The sequence below is a fragment of the Amycolatopsis thermoflava N1165 genome (assembly GCF_000473265.1).
Taxonomy (GTDB): Bacteria; Actinomycetota; Actinomycetes; order Mycobacteriales; family Pseudonocardiaceae; genus Amycolatopsis_E; species Amycolatopsis_E thermoflava.
In genome coordinates, this window is sequence record NZ_KI421511.1 from 1,552,809 (window position 1) to 1,570,536 (window position 17,728).

The 17,728-nt window shown below is 73.5% G+C and carries 24 protein-coding genes; 7 read left to right on the plus strand and 17 right to left on the minus strand.

The genetic code is table 11. The features are described from left to right. Nucleotides 1–12: 12 nt before the first annotated feature. The gene (locus AMYTH_RS0107770; RefSeq protein WP_027929829.1) at nucleotides 13–246 is read right to left on the minus strand and encodes a DUF2118 domain-containing protein; all 234 of its coding nucleotides are present in this window, start codon (nucleotides 244–246) and stop codon (nucleotides 13–15) included. A gap of 140 nt (nucleotides 247–386) precedes the next feature. Between AMYTH_RS0107770 and AMYTH_RS0107775 the strand changes: the two genes are divergently transcribed. Then, nucleotides 387–845: a membrane protein gene (locus AMYTH_RS0107775; protein ID WP_037322396.1), complete on the plus strand. Its 459-nt coding sequence runs from the start codon at nucleotides 387–389 to the stop codon at nucleotides 843–845. Here AMYTH_RS0107775 and AMYTH_RS0107780 read toward each other — a convergent pair. Together AMYTH_RS0107780 and AMYTH_RS0107785 are read right to left on the minus strand one after the other, a co-directional pair. Further along, complete coding sequence (locus tag AMYTH_RS0107780) at nucleotides 822–1,916, minus strand: MGDG synthase family glycosyltransferase (protein ID WP_037322398.1); 1,095 nt, start codon at nucleotides 1,914–1,916, stop codon at nucleotides 822–824. The genes AMYTH_RS0107775 and AMYTH_RS0107780 overlap by 24 nt on opposite strands. After that, nucleotides 1,913–2,800, minus strand: coding sequence for a DMT family transporter (locus tag AMYTH_RS0107785; protein ID WP_228684630.1), 888 nt, complete (start codon nucleotides 2,798–2,800; stop codon nucleotides 1,913–1,915). Before AMYTH_RS0107785 ends, AMYTH_RS0107780 begins: the two co-directional genes overlap by 4 nt. A gap of 97 nt (nucleotides 2,801–2,897) precedes the next feature. On the opposite strand from AMYTH_RS0107785, the gene AMYTH_RS0107790 reads away from it, so the two are divergent. Then, on the plus strand, nucleotides 2,898–3,974 hold the full coding sequence (locus AMYTH_RS0107790; RefSeq protein ID WP_084022538.1) for a GDSL-type esterase/lipase family protein: 1,077 nt from the start codon (nucleotides 2,898–2,900) through the stop codon (nucleotides 3,972–3,974). Between the two features lie 6 nt (nucleotides 3,975–3,980). On the opposite strand, the gene AMYTH_RS0107795 is transcribed toward AMYTH_RS0107790, so the two are convergent. From AMYTH_RS0107795 to AMYTH_RS0107810, 4 genes are read right to left on the minus strand one after another with little or no spacing between them, the layout of a single operon-like run. Continuing rightward, nucleotides 3,981–4,280 (minus strand): hypothetical protein, encoded by a 300-nt coding sequence (locus tag AMYTH_RS0107795; protein WP_020417852.1) that lies wholly within the window; start codon nucleotides 4,278–4,280, stop codon nucleotides 3,981–3,983. Further along, nucleotides 4,273–4,497: a hypothetical protein gene (locus tag AMYTH_RS0107800; protein WP_027929834.1), complete on the minus strand. Its 225-nt coding sequence runs from the start codon at nucleotides 4,495–4,497 to the stop codon at nucleotides 4,273–4,275. The genes AMYTH_RS0107795 and AMYTH_RS0107800 overlap by 8 nt, the downstream gene beginning before the upstream one ends. Nucleotides 4,498–4,528: 31 nt before the next feature. Beyond that, entirely contained in the window at nucleotides 4,529–4,981 is a 453-nt protein-coding gene (locus tag AMYTH_RS0107805) for an Lrp/AsnC family transcriptional regulator (protein ID WP_017982434.1), read from the minus strand. Continuing rightward, the gene (locus AMYTH_RS0107810; protein WP_027929835.1) at nucleotides 4,978–6,120 is read right to left on the minus strand and encodes a M24 family metallopeptidase; all 1,143 of its coding nucleotides are present in this window, start codon (nucleotides 6,118–6,120) and stop codon (nucleotides 4,978–4,980) included. The genes AMYTH_RS0107805 and AMYTH_RS0107810 overlap by 4 nt, the downstream gene beginning before the upstream one ends. Nucleotides 6,121–6,173: 53 nt before the next feature. Here AMYTH_RS0107810 and AMYTH_RS0107815 point away from each other — a divergent pair, with 53 nt between their 5' ends. Beyond that, a complete protein-coding gene (locus AMYTH_RS0107815) occupies nucleotides 6,174–7,109 on the plus strand; it encodes a 5'-3' exonuclease (RefSeq protein ID WP_027929836.1) in 936 nt (311 codons plus the stop codon). Nucleotides 7,110–7,199: 90 nt separating this feature from the next. On the opposite strand, the gene AMYTH_RS0107820 is transcribed toward AMYTH_RS0107815, so the two are convergent. Genes AMYTH_RS0107820 through AMYTH_RS0107830 form a run of 3 tightly spaced genes read right to left on the minus strand, consistent with a single transcriptional unit; the run spans nucleotide 7,200 to nucleotide 8,934 of the window. Continuing rightward, complete coding sequence (locus AMYTH_RS0107820; protein ID WP_027929837.1) at nucleotides 7,200–7,838, minus strand: GOLPH3/VPS74 family protein; 639 nt, start codon at nucleotides 7,836–7,838, stop codon at nucleotides 7,200–7,202. Next, a complete protein-coding gene (locus AMYTH_RS0107825) occupies nucleotides 7,825–8,040 on the minus strand; it encodes a type II toxin-antitoxin system antitoxin (RefSeq protein WP_027929838.1) in 216 nt (71 codons plus the stop codon). The genes AMYTH_RS0107820 and AMYTH_RS0107825 overlap by 14 nt, the downstream gene beginning before the upstream one ends. After that, nucleotides 8,041–8,934: an SPFH domain-containing protein gene (locus tag AMYTH_RS0107830; protein WP_027929839.1), complete on the minus strand. Its 894-nt coding sequence runs from the start codon at nucleotides 8,932–8,934 to the stop codon at nucleotides 8,041–8,043. It abuts the gene before it with no gap. Nucleotides 8,935–9,020: 86 nt separating this feature from the next. Between AMYTH_RS0107830 and AMYTH_RS0107835 the strand changes: the two genes are divergently transcribed. Both AMYTH_RS0107835 and AMYTH_RS0107840 read left to right on the plus strand, forming a co-directional pair. After that, nucleotides 9,021–9,935, plus strand: a complete 915-nt coding sequence (locus AMYTH_RS0107835) for an ABC transporter ATP-binding protein (RefSeq protein ID WP_027929840.1) — start codon at nucleotides 9,021–9,023, stop codon at nucleotides 9,933–9,935. Continuing rightward, nucleotides 9,932–11,128, plus strand: a complete 1,197-nt coding sequence (locus tag AMYTH_RS0107840) for an ABC transporter permease (RefSeq protein WP_027929841.1) — start codon at nucleotides 9,932–9,934, stop codon at nucleotides 11,126–11,128. The genes AMYTH_RS0107835 and AMYTH_RS0107840 overlap by 4 nt, the downstream gene beginning before the upstream one ends. A 92-nt stretch (nucleotides 11,129–11,220) precedes the next feature. Here AMYTH_RS0107840 and AMYTH_RS0107845 read toward each other — a convergent pair whose 3' ends face one another. Next, nucleotides 11,221–12,000 (minus strand): SDR family NAD(P)-dependent oxidoreductase, encoded by a 780-nt coding sequence (locus AMYTH_RS0107845; protein ID WP_027929842.1) that lies wholly within the window; start codon nucleotides 11,998–12,000, stop codon nucleotides 11,221–11,223. Nucleotides 12,001–12,086: 86 nt separating this feature from the next. Between AMYTH_RS0107845 and AMYTH_RS0107850 the strand changes: the two genes are divergently transcribed. Beyond that, the gene (locus tag AMYTH_RS0107850; RefSeq protein WP_027929843.1) at nucleotides 12,087–12,935 is read left to right on the plus strand and encodes a helix-turn-helix transcriptional regulator; all 849 of its coding nucleotides are present in this window, start codon (nucleotides 12,087–12,089) and stop codon (nucleotides 12,933–12,935) included. On the opposite strand, the gene AMYTH_RS0107855 is transcribed toward AMYTH_RS0107850, so the two are convergent. Together AMYTH_RS0107855 and AMYTH_RS0107860 are read right to left on the minus strand one after the other, a co-directional pair. After that, nucleotides 12,932–13,717 carry an ABC transporter permease gene (locus AMYTH_RS0107855; protein WP_027929844.1) on the minus strand — a complete coding sequence of 262 codons (786 nt, stop codon included), beginning with the start codon at nucleotides 13,715–13,717 and terminating at the stop codon, nucleotides 12,932–12,934. The genes AMYTH_RS0107850 and AMYTH_RS0107855 overlap by 4 nt on opposite strands. Beyond that, a complete protein-coding gene (locus AMYTH_RS0107860; protein WP_323807254.1) occupies nucleotides 13,714–14,661 on the minus strand; it encodes an ATP-binding cassette domain-containing protein in 948 nt (315 codons plus the stop codon). The genes AMYTH_RS0107855 and AMYTH_RS0107860 overlap by 4 nt, the downstream gene beginning before the upstream one ends. Before the next feature lie 85 nt (nucleotides 14,662–14,746). Here AMYTH_RS0107860 and AMYTH_RS0107865 point away from each other — a divergent pair, with 85 nt between their 5' ends. Continuing rightward, nucleotides 14,747–15,502, plus strand: coding sequence for a TetR/AcrR family transcriptional regulator (locus AMYTH_RS0107865; RefSeq protein ID WP_037323498.1), 756 nt, complete (start codon nucleotides 14,747–14,749; stop codon nucleotides 15,500–15,502). A gap of 33 nt (nucleotides 15,503–15,535) precedes the next feature. On the opposite strand, the gene AMYTH_RS0107870 is transcribed toward AMYTH_RS0107865, so the two are convergent. Genes AMYTH_RS0107870 through AMYTH_RS0107880 form a run of 4 tightly spaced genes read right to left on the minus strand, consistent with a single transcriptional unit; the run spans nucleotide 15,536 to nucleotide 17,727 of the window. Next, on the minus strand, nucleotides 15,536–16,132 hold the full coding sequence (locus AMYTH_RS0107870) for a hypothetical protein (RefSeq protein ID WP_157360557.1): 597 nt from the start codon (nucleotides 16,130–16,132) through the stop codon (nucleotides 15,536–15,538). Nucleotides 16,133–16,169: 37 nt separating this feature from the next. After that, on the minus strand, nucleotides 16,170–17,168 hold the full coding sequence (locus AMYTH_RS44275) for a GNAT family N-acetyltransferase (RefSeq protein ID WP_323807227.1): 999 nt from the start codon (nucleotides 17,166–17,168) through the stop codon (nucleotides 16,170–16,172). Continuing rightward, nucleotides 17,078–17,368 carry a hypothetical protein gene (locus tag AMYTH_RS51060; protein WP_323807228.1) on the minus strand — a complete coding sequence of 97 codons (291 nt, stop codon included), beginning with the start codon at nucleotides 17,366–17,368 and terminating at the stop codon, nucleotides 17,078–17,080. The genes AMYTH_RS44275 and AMYTH_RS51060 overlap by 91 nt, the downstream gene beginning before the upstream one ends. Next, nucleotides 17,365–17,727, minus strand: coding sequence for a DUF4333 domain-containing protein (locus tag AMYTH_RS0107880; RefSeq protein ID WP_228684632.1), 363 nt, complete (start codon nucleotides 17,725–17,727; stop codon nucleotides 17,365–17,367). Before AMYTH_RS0107880 ends, AMYTH_RS51060 begins: the two co-directional genes overlap by 4 nt. Between the last annotated feature and the right edge of the window lies 1 nt (nucleotide 17,728).

Here is a 17,728-nt window from a genome sequence, read left to right on the forward strand (position 1 = left end):
CCGGAAACCCGTTCACTCGACGCGGGCGATCAGCGCGCCCTGCACGAGGGCGTCGCCCTCCTTGGCCAGCAGCCGCACGACCCCGGCGGCGGGCGAGGAGATCTCGACGTCGACCTTGTCCACGGCGACCTCCGCGAGCAGGTCGCCCTCGGCGACGCGCTCGCCGTCCTGCACGAACCAGGTCGCCACCACACCCTCGGCGTCCGGGTCCTTCTCCGACAGCATCGGGAACAGCACTTCGGTCACGTCGCGACCACCTCCGGTGTGGGCAGCACCGGCCGTTCGCACCTCCGCGCTGCCCGGAAACCTCCAGGATGTGACGGCCCGCCTGGTTCTGGCAAGCGCGTAGGTTGGGCTTGGACAGCAATCACCAACGGAGGTGAGCGATGCGCACGAGACGTCGGGCACGCTGGGTTCGGATCGAGGCGTGGCACATCCCGGTCCGGCTGGTGACCGGGGCCTTCGTCCTGAACTCGGGCTTGGCCAAGCGGAAGGCCGACGAGACGACGACGGCGCAGCTGCACGGGTTCGCCGCGGGCACGTACCCGCCGGTGAAGCGCGTGCCGCCGGAGAAGTTCGTCCGGGCGCTGTCGGCCGGCGAGATCGCGCTGGGCGCGATGCTGCTGATCCCGGCGGTGCCGCCGCTGGTGGCAGGCGCCGGCCTCACCGCGTTCTCGGCCGGGCTGCTCGGCCTGTACGCGCGCACGCCGGGCCTGCGGCAGGAGGGCTCGATCCAGCCCACCGAGCAGGGCGTCGCGATCGCCAAGGACGTGTGGATGTTCGGCATCGGCGCGTCGATGGTGCTGGACCACTTCCTGGGGTCACACCGCCGCGAGCGCGCGTAGCGCGGAGCCGAGGTCGCCGGCGGACTCCAGGTGCCGGGCCGCGGACTCGGCCATCGACTTCCGCAGTTCCGGGGTGTCGAGCATCCGCCGGACCGCCGCCGCGAGTTCGCCGTCGGCCTCGCACACGACCGCGAGCCCGGCTTCGGCCATGAGACGGGCGTTCGCTCGGCCGTGCGCGGCGATCGGCCGGTGCATCAGCACGGGACGGCCGCAGGCCAGCGCTTCCAGCCCGGTGGCGCCGCCGGCATTGGTGACCACCACGTCGGCGGCGACGGTCCAGGCGGCCATTTCGTCGGTCCAGGCGAGCACGCGCAGGCGCGGGTCGGCGAGCCGCCGCAGTGACCGCGCCAGGCGCTCGTTGCGGCCGCACACCACCACGGGCACCACCGAGGGGTCTGCGGCGAGCAGTTCGCGGGCGGCGGAGGAGACCTGGCCGAACCCGAGCGAACCGCAGGACACCAAGGCCACGAACGTATCCGGCGGCAGCCCCAGCCTGCGGCGCGCGGCGTTACGGTCGCCGGGCCGGAACTCGCCGCGCACCGGCGGCGCGGACACCGCGACGGGCGCGTCGGGCACGCACCGCACGGCGGGCGGGATCGCGACCGGGTGCATGACGAGGTTGCGGTCGATCCGCCCGCACACCCAGAACGGGTGCGGCGCGAAGTCGGAGATCCACGCGCCCACCGGGGCGCGCAGCAGGCCGCGGCGGCGCAGCCACTCCAGGCCTGCGGTGCCCAGTGGGTAGGTGGACAGCACCAGGTCCGGTTCCCCGACGACCCGCGCCAGGCGGCGGCCGCACCAGGCGCCCGTGAAGCGCTTGCAGGCGGCGGCGAACCAGCGGGAGCGCCACAGCGCCGCGTAGAAGAACTCGTACAGCCACGGCGTGCGGCGCACGTTGGTGACGTAGATCTGCCGGAACAGCGGGCCGACGCCGGGACCCATCACGTCGAGGGCGTCGAGCCAGCGGATTTCCGCACTGGGCCACAGCCGGTGCACGGCCTCGGCGAGGGCGCGGCCGGTCGCGTTGTGCCCTTCGCCCATCGTCGCGGACACCACGAGCACCTGTTTCACCGGACCTCCCGTGGAGTCAGGCGCGCCGCCCTGGCGGACAGCACGACGATGCCGGCGATCACGACGAGACCGGCCAGGCCGGCGCCGGCGAGCGCGGCCGGGTCGGCGGTCACGCTCTCGCCGAGCCACCACACGCCGATGGCGACACCGACGAGCGGGTCCAGCGCGGTGATCACGGCCAGCGCCGGGGTGAGGAACTCGCCGCGCTGGAAGGTGTTCTGGCTGAGCAGGAACCCCAGCGGCCCGACCACGCACCCCACGTACAGCACCGGGTGGGTGAACGGTGCGGCGAGGCCGTCCCGCGCCTGCCCGGCCACGACCTTCATCAGCCCGGCGGTGACGCCGTAGAGCACGCCGGTGGCGACGGCGAGCCCGAGGACCCGCAGCGCGCCGGGCGCCAGCACCGACACCGCGAGCCCCAGCACGGTCAGCGCGGCCAGGGTCAGCGCCAGCACCACCGGTGCCGGGCCGCGGACGAACGTCGTGCTCTCCTCGCCCGGGCGTGCCAGCAGCAGCACCGCGGCCAGCCCGCACACGCACATCAGCGAGCCGGCGCCGAGCACGGCGTCCGGGCGGCGGTCGGCCAGCCGGTCGGCGAAGAACCCGGCGAAGATCAGCGATGTCACCAGCAGGGGCTGCACCACCAGCAGCGGCGCGAACGCCAGTGCGACCAGTTGCAGCAGCAGGCCGGCGACCGTCGCCGCCATCCCGGCCAGCCACAGCGGACGGCGCGCGAGGCGGGACAGCAGCGCCGGGTCGAGTGTGCGGGCGGTCTCGACCTGTTTGGTGGCGCGCGCCTGCGCGGCACTGGCCAGGCCCATCAGGGCGGCCCCGGCGACCGCGGCGGGCACGGCCACCGCCCAAGCGCTCGGTCCCGTCGGCACCTCGCCCCCTCGGTGGTCACTTTCACGGTAGCGGCGGGACGATCACCGGGGGCCGGGTTCACAAGGGCTTCGGCCGGGCTTCTCTAAACTGCCACCGGTGCGACGGTTTCGGTGGTGGATCGGCGGGGGCGTTCTGCTCTTCGTCCTGGTGCTGGTGGGGATCTTCGTGTTCACGGGACCGAGCACGCCACCCGGCCCCATCGAGCGCCCCGGCCCGCCCGGCACCGGTCCGCTGACGATCGTGTCCATGGGCGACAGCACGCTGTCCGGTGAGGGCGCGGGCAGTTACACCGCCGACACCAACGGCGCCAACGGGGACTGGTGCCACCGCTCCCCCAACGCGACGGTGGAGAAGACCGACGTGCCGGGCATCGTGGAGAAGGTCAACCTCGCCTGCTCCGGCGCCCCCGCCGCGCAGGTCGGGCTGGGCGACACCAGGCAGTGGACCGAGCCGTCCCAGGCCGGGCAGCTGGCGGAACTGGTGAAGACCCACCGGGTCGCGGCGGTCGTGGTCGCGGTGGGCGCCAACGACGACCCGCGTTTCTCGCAGCTGATCTCGCAGTGCTTCCAGGCGTGGTTCATCTCCGGCAACGCGCCCTGCCGCACCACGATCGCGCCGACCTGGCAGCAGCGGATCGACGCGATGGTGCCGAAAGTGGTGAGCGCGCTCGGCGACATCAAGACGGTGCTCGCCCGCGCCGGGTACGAGCCGGAGGACTACCAGCTGGTGCTCCAGTCCTACGCGGCGCCGATCGGGCCGGGGATCCCGGCGAACCTGCAGAACCTCAACGGGTGCCCGTTCCGCACCGAGGACCTGCAGTGGGTGGTCAACGAGGGCGTGCCGGTGCTGTCCCGCGGGCTGGCCTCGGCGGCGGCGCAGGCCGGGGCGCGGTTCCTGGACCTGTCCCGCGCCGGGCTGGGGCACGAGGCGTGCAGCGGCGGGGCCGACCCGTCGACGGAGTGGTTCAGCCGGCTGACGCTGCAGCTCAACGACCTCGCCGACGCCGACCGCGCGAGTCATGCCATTCAGGAATCGTTCCACCCTAACGCGAACGGGCACGCCCAGTTCGGCCGCTGCCTGACCGAGTTCCTGGCGACGTCCGGCCCGGCGGCGGCGTGCCTGAAGGGCCAGGACGGCAACCTCCACCCGGCGGCCACCGTCACCGCCGGGTAGCGCTGCTCAGAGATCGAGCGCCGCGCGCAGCGCGATGTCCACCTGCTCCTGCGTCTGCTGGTCGATCTCGGCGATCCGTTCCACGAGCCACCCGCGGTAGAGGCGGGTCAGGAACAGCGTGGAGATCCAGAACCGGCTGTCCAGCGCGACGCCGAGGATGTCCTGCGGGTCCTCTTCCAGCAGTTCGGTGCCGATGAGCCAGGGGCGTTCCGACTCGTTGACGCCGTCGGAGGACAGCAGCAGCACCGTGCGTTCCCGGGACGGCTGGGTGGGCGGCTTGTACGCCCAGATCTCGCCTTTACGCACCCAGGTCCTTCTCCGCCGCGGCCAGTTCCGCCTCGTCGGCCGCGGCCAGCGCCTCCGCGTCGTGCCGGGCCGGGGCGCGGTAGCCGGTGCGGACGGCCTCGCGCCGGGCGGCGCGGGACAGCCACGCCGACAACGAGATGCCGTGCGCCTTCGCCGCGCGCTCGGCGTACTCGATCGCCGCCGTGTCGAGCGAGAGCGTGACCTTACGAGTTGCCATACCTTTTATCGTACCCTTCGCCCGGCGTTTGTCACACCGTCGGCGGACGGCCCTCGAACGGCGTGGACAGCACCACGGTCGTCCGCGTCGACACCTTCGCCGCCTCCCGGATCCGGCGCAGCAGGTCCTCCAGGTCCCGCGGCGACGCCACGCGCACCAGCAGGATGTAGGACTCGTCGCCGGCGACCGAGTAACACGACTCGATCTCCCGGATGTGCTCGATGCGCTGCGGGTAGTCGTCCGGCGCGGCCGGATCGTTGGGGGTCAGCGAGATCAGCGCGGTCAGCGGCAGCCCGATCTGCTCGCTGTCCAGCCGCGCCACGTACCCCTGGATCACGCCGCGCTGCTCCAGCCGCCGCACGCGCTGGTGCACCGCCGACACCGATAGCCCCACCCGCTCGGCCAGGTCGGTGAAGGAGCAGCGGCCGTCGCCGGCCAGCTCCCGCGCGATCGCCTGGTCCAGCGGCTCCAGCGGCCCGCTCACGAGTCGAGCACGACGAGCTCGTGCGGGCGCTGGTTGAGTGCTTCGACGCCGTCGGCGGTGACCACGACGATGTCCTCGATGCGGGCGCCCCACCGGCTCGGCTGGTAGATGCCCGGCTCGACGCTGAACGCCATCCCCGGCTCCAGGGCCAGGTCGTTGCCCGCCACGATGTAGGGCTCCTCGTGCACGTCGAGCCCGATGCCGTGCCCGGTGCGGTGGATGAAGAACTCCCCGTACCCGGCGTCGGCGATGATCTCGCGCGCCGCGGCGTCGACGGACTGGGCGGTGACGCCCGGCCGCACCGCCTCGACCGCGGCCTGCTGCGCGCGCTGCAGCACGGCGTAGGTCTCGGCCACGTCGGCGTCGCGCGGCTCGCCCACCGCGTAGGTGCGGGTGGAGTCGGAGTTGTAGCCCTCGGGGATCGGGCCGCCGATGTCGACCACCACCACGTCGCCGCGCTCGATGACCCGGCCGGACACGTCGTGGTGCGGGCTGGCGCCGTTGGGGCCGGAGCCGACGATCACGAAGTCGGCGTGCAGGTGCCCCTCCTCGACGATCGCGGCGGCGATGTCGGCGCCCACCTCGGCCTCGGTGCGGCCGGGGCGCAGCCACTCGGCGATGCGGGCGTGCACCCGGTCGATGGCGGCGCCGGCGCGGCGCAGCGCGTCGATCTCGGCGGCGTCCTTGCGCATCCGCAGCTCGCGGATCACCGGGCCGGCCAGCGTCTGCTCGGCGGAGCCGAGCGCGGCGCGGAACGCGAGCACGTGCAGCGCGATGAGCCCGTCGCTGACCGCGACGCGGCCGGGCTTGCCGAGCCGGTCGGCGACCATGCGGTAGGGGTCCTCGCCGTCGACCCAGGTGACCACCTCGACGCCCAGCTCGCCGGTGGGCACCGCCGCGTAGCCGGGGGCCTCCAGCTTCGGCACGACCAGCGCCGGGGTGCCCTCGGCCGGCACCACGAGGGTCGTCAGCCGCTCGAAGGAGCCACCGGCCTCGCCGAGCAGGTACCGCAGGTCCGAGCCCGGCGCGATGAGCAGGGCGTCGGCGCCGGCGTCGGCGGTGGCCGCGCGGGCCCGCTCCAGGCGGGCGCGCAGGGTTTCCGGGGCGGGTGCTGGGATCTCGGGTGAGCGGGACGACATGCCACGCAGCGTATCTGGCCCCGGCCGGGACCGCGTCTGGCAGGCTGTGGTCCGTGACACTTGCCCTGCTGGATTCCGCGAGCCTGTACTTCCGCTCGTTCCACGCGCTGCCCGAGTCGATGACCGCGCCGGACGGGACGCCGGTCAACGCGGTGCGCGGGTTCACCGACACGCTGGCCCGGATCGTCACCGACCGGCGCCCGACGCGGCTCGTCGCGTGCCTGGACGCGGACTGGCGCCCGAAGTTCCGCACCGACCTGCTGCCCAGCTACAAGGCGCACCGGGTGGCCGACGCCGACGCGAACGCGGAGGAGGTGCCGGACACGCTCACCCCGCAGGTGCCGATCATCCTGGAAGTGCTGCAGGCGTTCGGGTTCGCCACCGCCGAGGCCGCCGGGTACGAGGCCGACGACGTGATCGGGGCCCTGACCGCGCGGGAGAAGACCGACCCGGTGGAGGTGATCACCGGCGACCGGGACCTGTTCCAGCTGGTGCGCACCGAGCCGACCCCGGCGTCGGTGGTCTACGTGGGCAAGGGCTGGGCGAAGGCCGAGGTGCTGGGGCCGCCGGAGATCGCCGAGCGCTACGGCGTGCCGGTGGAGGGTGCCGGGCAGGCGTACGCGGAGATGGCCGTGCTGCGCGGCGACCCGTCCGACGGGCTGCCGGGGGTGGCCGGGATCGGCGAGAAGACCGCGGCGAAGCTGATCACCCAGTTCGGTTCGCTCGACGGGCTGATCGCCGCGGCCACCGCGGGCAGCAAGGACGTGCCGCAGAAGACGCGGCAGCGGCTCGCCGAGGCCGAGGAGTACCTGCGGGCGGCGCCCACGGTGGTCAAGGTCGCCGCCGACGCGCCGGTGTCGCTGTCCGGTTCCGACGCGGTGCCCGCCTCGCCCGCGGACCCGGACCGGGTGCTGGAGCTGGCCGAACGGTGGAATCTGGGCAGCTCGGCGACCCGCCTGGTCAAGGCGCTCACCGCGAACGCCCGCTGACCCGGCCTGGCACCCGGCTGGGTGGCGGGCTGCCGCGGCTCAACCACCGGGCCGCCGCGCTCTCCGAGCCCAGCGCGGCGGCCGCGGCGGTCAGCCGCCGGAGGCGGCCGCCGCGCGCTGGGACTGGATCGTCTTCCGCAGCGCTTTCACCACCGGCTCCACCGGGCGGCCCAGCTCGGCCAGCCGCCCCTTGTACTGGCGCCGTTCGGCGCGGGTGAAGACCGTGCGCAGTTCGGCGGTGCCGGCCAGGGCGCACAGCGCGCCGAGGCGTGGATCCACCCGGTAGGCCGGCTGCCCGCCGCGCACGGTGCGCCGCACCTCTTCGGCCAGCCGCTTGGTTTCGTGCGGCCGGCGCAGCGTCACCCGGTGCACCGGGAACAGGCCGAGCACGCGCCGCGAGTCGACCTTGATCACCTGCTCGGCGGCCAGGTGCTCCCGCACCAGGGGCACTATCCGGCTGGCGCGGCGGGACACCCACCGCCGCCACGACCGGGGCGCGCTGTCGCCGATCTCCAGCAGGACCAGGTCGAGCACCGGGTCCAGCCCGGGCGCGGGCGCGGCCGGAGCCGCCTTGCCGCCGTCGTCGACGAGGAAGCCGCCGAGCACCAGGTCGGCCAGCGCCGCGGCCCGCAGGGCGTAGCCCAGTTCGGACCGCGACGTCAGGCGTTTCTTGTCCGTGTCGTAGGCCAGCAGGAAGAGCCGCGCGGCCAGCGAGTCAGGCTTGTCCATCCTCGTCCCCCTTCTTCGGGCGTCCCCGCGGGCGCATGCGGCCCACCTCGCGGGGCAGCCGCCCGGCGTCCGCGAGTGCCTTGCGCAGCAGGAACTCGATCTGCGCGTTGGTGCTGCGCAGCTCTTCACCCGCCCAGCGCGCCAGCGCGTCGTGCACGGCCGGGTCGAGCCGCAGCAGGATCTTCTTCCGTTCGGCCGGCATCTACTGGTACAGGGTCCCGGTGTTGACGACCGGCTGCGCGTCGCGGTCGCCGACGAGCACCACGAGCAGGTTGCTCACCATCGTGGCCTTGCGTTCCTCGTCGAGCTCGACGACCTCGTGCCGGGCGAGCCGGTCCAGCGCCATCTCCACCATGCCGACCGCGCCTTCCACGATGCGCTGGCGCGCGGCCACCACGGCCCCGGCCTGCTGGCGCCGCAGCATCGCCTGCGCGATCTCCGGGGCGTAGGCCAGGTGGGTGATGCGGGATTCGATGATCTTCACACCGGCCGAGGCGACGCGCGTGGCGATCTCCGCGGACAGCTTCTCGGTGATCTCGTCGGCGTTGTCCCGCAACGACAAGCGGGCGGTGTCGGCGTTGTCGTAGGGGTAGGCGTTGGCGATGTGCCGGACCGCGGTCTCGCTCTGGATGGCCACGAACTCGACGAAGTCGTCGACCTCGAACACGGCCTGCGCGGTGTCGGCGACCTGCCACACCACGACCGCCGCGATCTCGATCGGGTTGCCGTCGGCCTCGTTGACCTTCGCCACCCCGGTCTCGTGGTTGCGGATGCGCGTGGAGACTTTGCGCCGCTGGGTGAACGGGTTGACCCACTGCAACCCGGTGGTGCGCAGCGTCCCCACGTAGCGGCCGAGCAGCTGCACCACCCGCGCCTCGCCCGGCGCGACCGGGGTCAGCCCGCCGAGGAGCACGAGCCCGGCGAGCGCGGCGACCACGCCCCCGGCGAGCATGCCGGCCGAGCCGTCGCCGGTGGCCAGCAGCACGACCCCGCCCGCCACCAGCACCACCGCGACGCCCAGCATCACGAACCCGTTGACCGCGCGCACCAGGCGTTCCCGCGTCTGCGGCGCCGGCATGTCCACGACGGTTTCCATGACCGCTCCCCTCAGTTCCTTGCCTCGATGGCATCAATGTAGCATAGTGATATCACTTTTTCAGCGCTACACGGAAGGGGGGCACGGTGGCGGACAGGCAACTGGAGATCGACGGCCTGACGAAGCGGTACGGCGAGCGGCTCGCGTTGTCGGACATGACGTTCGACGTGCGCGCCGGGGAGCTGTTCGGGTTCGTGGGCAGCAACGGCGCGGGCAAGACCACGACGATGCGGATCGTGCTGGGGGTCCTGGCGGCCGACGACGGGCAGGTGCGCTGGGACGGCGCGCCGGTGACGCTGGAGACCCGGCGGCACATCGGCTACATGCCCGAGGAACGCGGGCTCTACCCGAAGATGAAGGTCGGCGAGCAGCTGGTCTACCTGGCGCGGCTGCACGGCATGCCGGCCGCGGAGGCGCGCCGGTCGGTGGCGAACTGGACCGAGCGGCTCGGGGTCGCCGCCCGCCTCGACGACGAGGTGCAGAAGCTGAGCCTGGGCAACCAGCAGCGGGTGCAGCTGGCCGCCGCGCTGGTGCACGACCCGGCGATCCTGGTGCTCGACGAGCCGTTCTCCGGGCTGGACCCGGTCGCGGTCGACGTGATGAGCCAGGTGCTGCGCGAGAAGGCCGCCGAGGGCGTGCCGGTGGTGTTCTCCAGCCACCAGCTGGACCTGGTCGAGCGGTTGTGCGACCGGATCGGCATCGTGCGGGACGGGCGGATGGTCGCCTGCGGCACGGTCGGCGAACTGCAGGCAGGCTCGACGGTGCGGCTGCTGGTGGAGGCGCCGGCCGCGGCGCCCGGCTGGGCGGACGGGCTGCCCGGGGTGTCGGTGGTCCGGCAGGAGGACGGCCGCACCGAGCTGGAACTGGCCGACGGCGCCGACGACCAGGCGGTGCTGCGCGCGGCGCTGGCGAGCGGGCCGGTGCACGAGTTCGCGCGGCGGCGGCAGTCGCTGACCGAGCTGTTCCGGCACGTCGTGACGACCGAGGAGGTGGCGGCGTGAACCGGGACGGCTGGACGGGCGTTTCGCTCGTCGCGTCACGCGAGATCGGCATCCGGTTGCGGTCCAAGGCCTACCGGCTGAGCACGCTGGCGCTGCTGGTGGTGATCGTCGGGTTCGCGGTCGTGATGAAGCTGATCGGCGGCGGCAGCGGCGCGGACGCCACGGTCGGCGTCACCGGGCCGACGTCGGCGCTGGCCGCGCCGCTGCAGGCGGCCGGGCAGGCGGTCGGCGAGACCGTCGAGGTGCGCACGCTGCCCGACGAGGCCGCGGGGCGCGCCCAGGTGAGCGACGGCGACCTGGACGCCCTGCTGGTCGGTGACGGCTCGCGGGTGCAGGTCGTGGTGAAGAAGGACCTCGACGAGAACCTGCGCACCGCGCTGAACGTGCTGGCCGGGCAGCTCGCGCTCAACCAGCAGATCACCGCGCTCGGCGGCGATCCGGCGCAGGTCAACGCGGCGGTGTCGGGCGCCGGGGTCGAGGTGTCGCCGATGGAGCAGCCCTACCCCTACAACAGCCAGCAACTGGTGCTCGGGATCGTCGCCGGCATCCTGATCTACATGTCACTGCTGCTCAACGGGCAGTCGGTGGCGCAGGGCGTGGTCGAGGAGAAGACCAGCCGCGTCGTCGAACTGCTGCTGGCGACGGTGCGGCCGTGGCAGCTGATGGCTGGGAAGGTGCTGGGCATCGGCGCGGTCGGGCTGATCCAGATGGTCCTGATCGGGGTGGTCGGGATCGTCGCGGGACTGGCCACCGACGTGCTGACGATTTCGGTGTCGGCCGCGGCGGGCACCGTGGTGTGGCTGATCGTGTGGTACCTGCTGGGGTTCCTGATGTACTCGATCGTGTTCGCCGGGCTGGGCGCGCTGGTGTCCCGGCAGGAGGACGTGGGCGGCGCGGTCACACCGGCGCTGTTCTTCGTCATCGCCGGGTACGTGGTGGGGATTTCGGTGCTGCCGAGCGACCCGGGCAGCGGGCTGGTGGCGCTGCTGTCGGTGATCCCGGTGTTCGCGCCGACGCTGATGCCGATGCGCCTGGCGATGGGCGGGGTGGCGCCGTGGGAGGCGATCCTCTCGGTCGCCCTGGTCGTGGCGCTGATCCCGGTGCTGGTGTGGCTGTCGGCGCGGATCTACCGCAACGCCGTCCTGCGCACCGGCGCGAAGGTCGGTTTCCGCGAGGCGCTGCGCGCGGCGTAGGAGCGCAAGAACGGAGAAGACCGGCGGGCCGGCGGGTTCTAGGGTCGGAGGTGAGCCGGCCCCGCCTGGGGGCGGGGCCGGCATTCCACTCGTCAGGCGCCGGCGCCGCCGTCCACCGGCACGATCGCGCCGGTCACCATCGAGGCGCGGTCGCTGAGCAGCCACGCGGCCACCTCGGCGACCTCGCGCGGCTCGGCCATCCGGCCGAGCGGGATGGACGCCGTGGCCCGTTCGATGATGCCGGGGCTGGCCTCCTCCCACGTCTGCATCATCTGCGTGACCGTGCCGGCGGGGGTGATGCCGTTGACCCGGATGCCGTCGCGGGCCCAGGTCACGGCCGCGGTCTCGGTGATGCTGTTGAGGGCGCGTTTCATCGCGCCGTAGGCGGGCAGGGCGGGGTTGGCGCGGCGGCTGCCGATGCTGGAGGTGTTGACGATCGCCCCGCCACCGTTGCCGCGCATGAGCTCGGCCTGCGCGGTCATGGCGGTCCAGTGCGCGCGGAAGTTCACCGCGAACTGCTCGTCGATGTCCTCGTCGCTGGTGGTGTCGAGCGGGCCGGGACTGCGCTGGATGGCGGCGCCGTTGTTGAAGGCGCCGTCCAGTCGTCCGTGCAGCTCGCCGGCCCGGGCGACCGCGGCGCGGATGCCGGCGCGGTCGGCGAGGTCGAGTGGCACGGCGTCGGCGGTGCCGCCGCCGGCGCGGATCTCGCCGACGATGCGGTCCAGGGCCTCGGCGCCGCGGGCGGCGAGCACGACGGCGGCGCCTTCGCGGGCGAACAGCCTGGCCGCGGCCTCGCCGATGCCGCGGCTGGCGCCGGTGATGAACACGACCTTGCCGGTGAGCAGGCCGATGGGTGCGATGTCGGTCGTCATGAGCGCAGTGTCGGCCCGTCGACGGCACCGGATGCAGGCACAAGCAGTACCAGGATCCGCCGCCGCGGGGCGGGCACACTCGGGGTGTGGACAAGAAGGAACTGGGCGCGTTCCTCCGCAGCCGCCGCGAGCGGCTCCGGCCGGAGGACGTGGGCCTCCCTTCCGGGCCGCGGCGCCGGACGCCGGGGCTGCGGCGGGAGGAGGTGGCGGTGCTGGCTCACATCTCGACCGAGTACTACGTCCGGCTGGAGCAGGGCCGCGCGCCGCGACCCTCGGGTGAGGTCCTCGCCGGGATCGCGGAGGCGCTGCGGCTCACCGACGCCGAGTCCGCCCACCTGCATGTCCTCGCAGGCACCGCGCCCACCCGCGACGGCCTGCACCCGCGCGACGTGCGCCCGAGCATCCGCGCGTTGATCGGCCGGCTGCCGGACACGGCGGCGATCGTGACCTCCGCCGCGTTCGAGGTGCTGGCCTGGAACGACCTCGCGGCCGCGCTGATGGAGGACTTCGGCGCCCTCGCCCCGGCCGAGCGCAACCTCGCGCGCCGCGCGTTCCTCCGCCCGGCGGACGAGGGCCCGCTGTACGGAATCACCCATGAGGCGGAGTTCCGGCAGCACGTCGTCATGCAGCTGCGCGCGACCCTCGCCCGCTACCCGGCCGATCCCGCGGTGAGCGGGCTGGTCGGCGACCTGTGTGACGGCAGCCCGGAGTTCGCGCGGCTGTGGGAGCGGCACGACGTGCGGGCCGTGCCCGCGCTCACGAAGACCTTCCGCCACCCGGTGGTCGGGGAGCTCACCGTCGACTGCGACTCGCTCGCGCTCACCGACCGCGACCAGCACCTGGTGCTCTACAGCGCGCCGCCGGGCTCCCCGGACGCCGAGTCGCTCGCGCTGCTCAACGTCCTCGGCGCCCGGGCGGGCGAGTACCTGTCCTAGCGGCTCAGCCGCCGGTAGCGGCGCACCGACAGCGGCAGGAACACCGCGATCATCGCCGCCGGCCACAGCACCGCCAGCAGCAGCGCGTGCTCGGCGAACCAGCCGCCGCTGTCCCACCCCGGGTTGCCGAACAGCTCCCGCGTCGCGGCGGCGGTCGCCGACAGCGGGTTCGCGTCGGCGATCGCGCCGAGCCAGCCGGGCATCGTGCCGGGTGAGACGAACACGTTGGACAGGAAACCCAGCGGCCACACCAGGATCTGCAGCGCCACCACGCTTTCCGGGCCCTTCGCGACGAGTCCGAGGTAGAGGCCCAGCCACAGCAGCGCGAACCGCAGCAGCACCAGCAGCCCGAACGCGGCCAGCGCCGCGCCGAGCCCGTTGTGCCAGCGCCACCCGGTGGCGAGCCCGCACGCGGCGAGCACGACCAGCCCGGCCACCGAGTTGAGCAGGTCGGCCACCGCGCGGCCGGTGACCGGCGCGGACGCCGCCATCGGCAGCGAGCGGAACCGGTCGGTCGAGCCGCGGGCGACGTCGGTGGCGATGCCGGTGAAGGTGGTCTCGATGCCGAACGCCATGGCCAGCACGAACATCCCGGGCAGCAGGAACTCGCGGTAGTCGCCGGGGGCGGCCATCGCGCCGCCGAACAGGTACCCGAACATCACCAGCATCAGGACCGGGAACAGCAGCGACACGATCACGGCCGCGGGCTGTCGCGCCCAGTGCGCCAGCTCCCGGCGGGTCATGGTCCAGCCGTCGGCGATCGTCCAGCGCAGGGTGGTCATGCCGGCACCTCCTCGCGTGCGGTCAGCTTCAGGAACACCTCGTCGAGCGTGGGGCGGCGCAGGGTGAGGTCGGCGATGCCGATGCCGGCCTCGTCGTAGGCCGCGGCGAGCCCGGTCAGGTCGCGCACCCGGTCGGACACCGGCACGCTCAGCCCGCCGTCGGTCAGGTCGGCCGCCGCTCCGGTGACCCGGCTCGCCAGCGCCGCCGCAGCGGGCACGTCGGCCGCGTCCCGCAGGACCACCTCGACCCGGTCGCCGCCGATGCGGGACTTCAGCTGGGCCGGGGTGCCCTCGTCGACGATCCCGCCGTGGTCGAGCACGGCGATGCGCCCGGCGAGCTGGTCGGCCTCGTCCAGGTACTGCGTGGTGAGCAGCACGGTGGTGCCGTCGGCGACGAGTTCCCGCACCGCGGCCCACACCTCGCTGCGGCCGCGCGGGTCCAGGCCGGTGGTGGGCTCGTCGAGGAACAGCACCTCGGGCGAGCGCAGCAGCCCGGCGGCGAGGTCGAGCCGCCGCCGCATGCCGCCGGAGTACTGCTTCACCGGCTTCTCCCCCGCGTCGCCCAGCCCCATCCGGGCCAGCAGCTCGTCGGCCCGCTGCCGCGCCCGGCGCGCGCCGAGGTGGTAGAGCCGGCCGAACATCTCCAGGTTCTGCCGCCCGGACAGCACCTCGTCCACCGCCGCGTGCTGCCCGACCAGCCCGATCCGGTAGCGGACCTGCGCGGCCTGGCGGCGCGCGTCGAACCCCGCGACCAGGACCGTCCCGGCGTCGGGCCGCAGCAGCGTGGCCAGGATGCGCACGCAGGTGGTCTTGCCCGCGCCGTTGGGGCCGAGCAGGCCGAACACGGTCCCGGCGGGCACGGTCAGGTTCAGGTCGGCGAGCACGGTCTTGTCGCCGTAGCGCTTGCGCAGTCCCTCCGCGACCACGGCGTTTTCGCTGGTCAACACGCCCCTCCTTCTACTCCGTATGCCGTACGGACAATCTATCGTACAGCGTACGGAGTTCGTTACCGGCAGAATGGGCCCCGAGATGACCGAATTCAGCGCGAGTGGCGATCCGAAACGCAGCCTCGAGCTCCTCTGGGGGCTGCAGGAGCCGCCGTCGAAGGGGCCGAAGGCCCGGTTCACCGTCGAGGAGATCACCCGCGTCGCGATCAAGCTCGCCGACACCGCCGGCCTGGCCGCGCTGTCGATGCGGAAGGTCGCCGAGGAACTGGGCGCCGGCACGATGTCGCTCTACACCTACGTGCCCGGCAAGGCGGAACTGCTGGACCTGATGGTCGACGCGGTGGTCGGCGAGACCGCCCGCCCGGCCGAGGTGCCCGGCGGCTGGCGGGGCAGGCTGGCGCAGATCGCGCGCGAGAACGCCGCGGTGTACCGGCGGCACCCGTGGCTGCTGCAGGTCGCCACGAGCCGCCCGCCGATGGGCCCGAACGTGATCGCCAAGTACGACTACGAACTGCGTGCCCTGGAGGGCACCGGGCTCACCGACATCGAGATGGACCAGGTCCTCACGCTGGTGCTGGGGTTCGTGCACGCCGCCATGCGCGGCGTGGTCGAGGCCGAGCAGGCGGCGCGGCGCAGCGGCCAGAGCGACGTCCAGTGGTGGGAGTCCTACGCGCCGCTGCTGGAGAAGATCTTCGATCCCGAGCGTTTCCCGGTGGCCGCCCGCGTGGGCTCCGCCGCCGGCGAGGCCTACCAGGCGCCGTCCGACCCGCAGGCGTTCGAGTTCGGGCTGGCCCGCATCCTGGACGGCGTCGAGGCGCTCATCGCGTCGCGGTCGTGAGCTGCTGCGCCGGCACAACAGCGTGCGGGTCTTCTACCTGGCCGCCGCTTCCACCAGGTCGGCCAGCACGGGCTGCCACTGGGCAGCCGTGAGTTCGCTGAGGAGCCGCTCCGCCGGGGGGTCGCTGATGGACAACGGACAGTGGGTGTCCTCGCCCTCGACGAGGACGGAGCGCAGCTCGCGATGAGTGCGCAGTTCGTACACCCGGATCCGGTAGGTCGCTCGTGCCATCGGAACCGCGGTCGACCGGCCCACCATGGCGCCGTACCCACCGCACACCAGGTCCGCGGATCGCCGCTCGCTCTCGACGGTGCCGCAGGCCACCAGTTGCACCGCGGCGAGGTCTTCCGGGTTCGCCGCCGCCCAGTCGGATCGGTCCGGCATGTCGGGTCCGACCACGAAGAGCTCCCCGAACTCAGTGGGCATGAAGATCGCGACGGGGTGGGGCCCTGGACCGGTGTAGGGCGCGGCATCCTCGTAGGTGGTGCCGCCACAGGCCGTCTCCAGTTTGTACACCCGGTCGGGCAGGCCACCGCTGAGCGTCTTGATCGTGACAACCACGCCGGCCGCGACGAGCACGACCACCACCGCCAGGACGATCCTGCCCCGCGTCACACGTCGTTGAGTCATCGAGCGCAACCTTAGCGGCACGCCGGATCCCGAAACGTCAGAACGGGGTGCCGCACCACGGCGGAACCCCGGTGGCGAACAGGCTGTCCGCGCGCGGCAGCGCTCTGGGGTTCACCACGTCGAGCCGGCCCGCGGCGGCGAGTGCGCTGGGCACGCGGTCGCCGAGGTAGAGCATCGCCAGCGTCTCCGGGCCGGTCCGCAGGTCCGCGGCCGCGGTGGTGGGTTCGGCGCCGCCGGAGGTGATGCGGTAGCGGCCGGTGTTGGCGGGCAGCTGCGGGTCGGTCACCTCGATCACCACCGGTGCACCCGGTCCCCACGCGCGGGCGGCGAGCGCGGCCGGCACGTCGAGCAGCCGCAGCCACAGCTGGTCGTCCACGCCGGTCACCGCGCACGCGCGCGGGTCGGTGAGCATCGCGGGGAGCGGGTCGTCCAGCGGCCGCCCGGGGGCGCGGACCTCGGAGACCAGGTCGACCCGCAGCAGGAACCGCCACAGCCCGGCCAGCGCCGCGGCGCCCGTCGCGTGCAGGTCGCGGACCGTGAGCGCGGCGCCGAGGTTCGGCTGGTCGAAGGTGCGCAGGTCCTCGGTGCGGTAGAGCACGAAACCGTCGTCGCCGTGCGGTCCGGTGTGGACGGCGACCTGGTGCTCGCCGATCAGCCGGTCCCGCGCGTAGGACCACCACACCTCGGGCCGCTCGATCATCCCCGCCCGGTGCAGCCCCATCTCCGCGTACAGGCGGGGAACCAGCTCCTGCGCCTCGGCGGTGCCGAGCAGCCGCACCGTCCCGCCGGGCGGGGCGTCGGCGCGGAAGGCCGCCCGCGTGACGCGCAGGTTCTGGCTCCGGCTGGACATGCCGTAGCCGAAGCGCCCGTAGATGGTGGCCTCGCTGGCGTGCAGGACGGCCAGCACGTCGCCGCGGCGGGCGCAGTCGGCGAGCTGGGCGGCCATCAGCGCGGTGAGGATGCCGCGGCGGGTGTGGTCGGCGCGCACTCCGACGCCGTCCACGGCGGCGGCGGGAAGCGCTTTCCCGCCGGGCACGGCGAGCCGGTCGCGAAGGAGCCCGCGACGCCCACCGGTGCCCCGCCCGTGAACGCGCCGAATCGCCGCTCGGCGGGGAACGATGCCGCGCGGCGCGTCCACAGCTCGTCGGTGACGGTGACGTGCAGGGTCCGGCCGAGCAGCTCGAACGCCGCCCGCTCCTCCCCCGCCGCCAGCGGCCGGATTTCGAAGCCGGTCATGGTTCCGGTTGGGAGACCTCGTAGCCGCCCGCCGCGTCCCGCACCGTGATCGTCACCTTCTCCTTCTCGCCCGCGATGTCCACTGTGCACTCGAAGATGTGTCCGGCGACGACGTCCTCACCGGCCGGGCAGGACACCTCGCCGACGCCGCCGATCAGGTAGGACTCGGTGAGCACCCGCCGGACGCCGTCCTGCACCTGCGCGGCGTCGAACACCCGCCGCACCGGGGTGAGGCTCGCCGCTGTCGTGGGCGACGACGTGGTAACCGGTGGCGGGGTGGTCGGTGCGGGGCGCTCCGGGGCACTGTCGCATCCGGACAGCAGGAGCGCGGCGCAGGCGAGCGCCACCGTGGTCCGCACC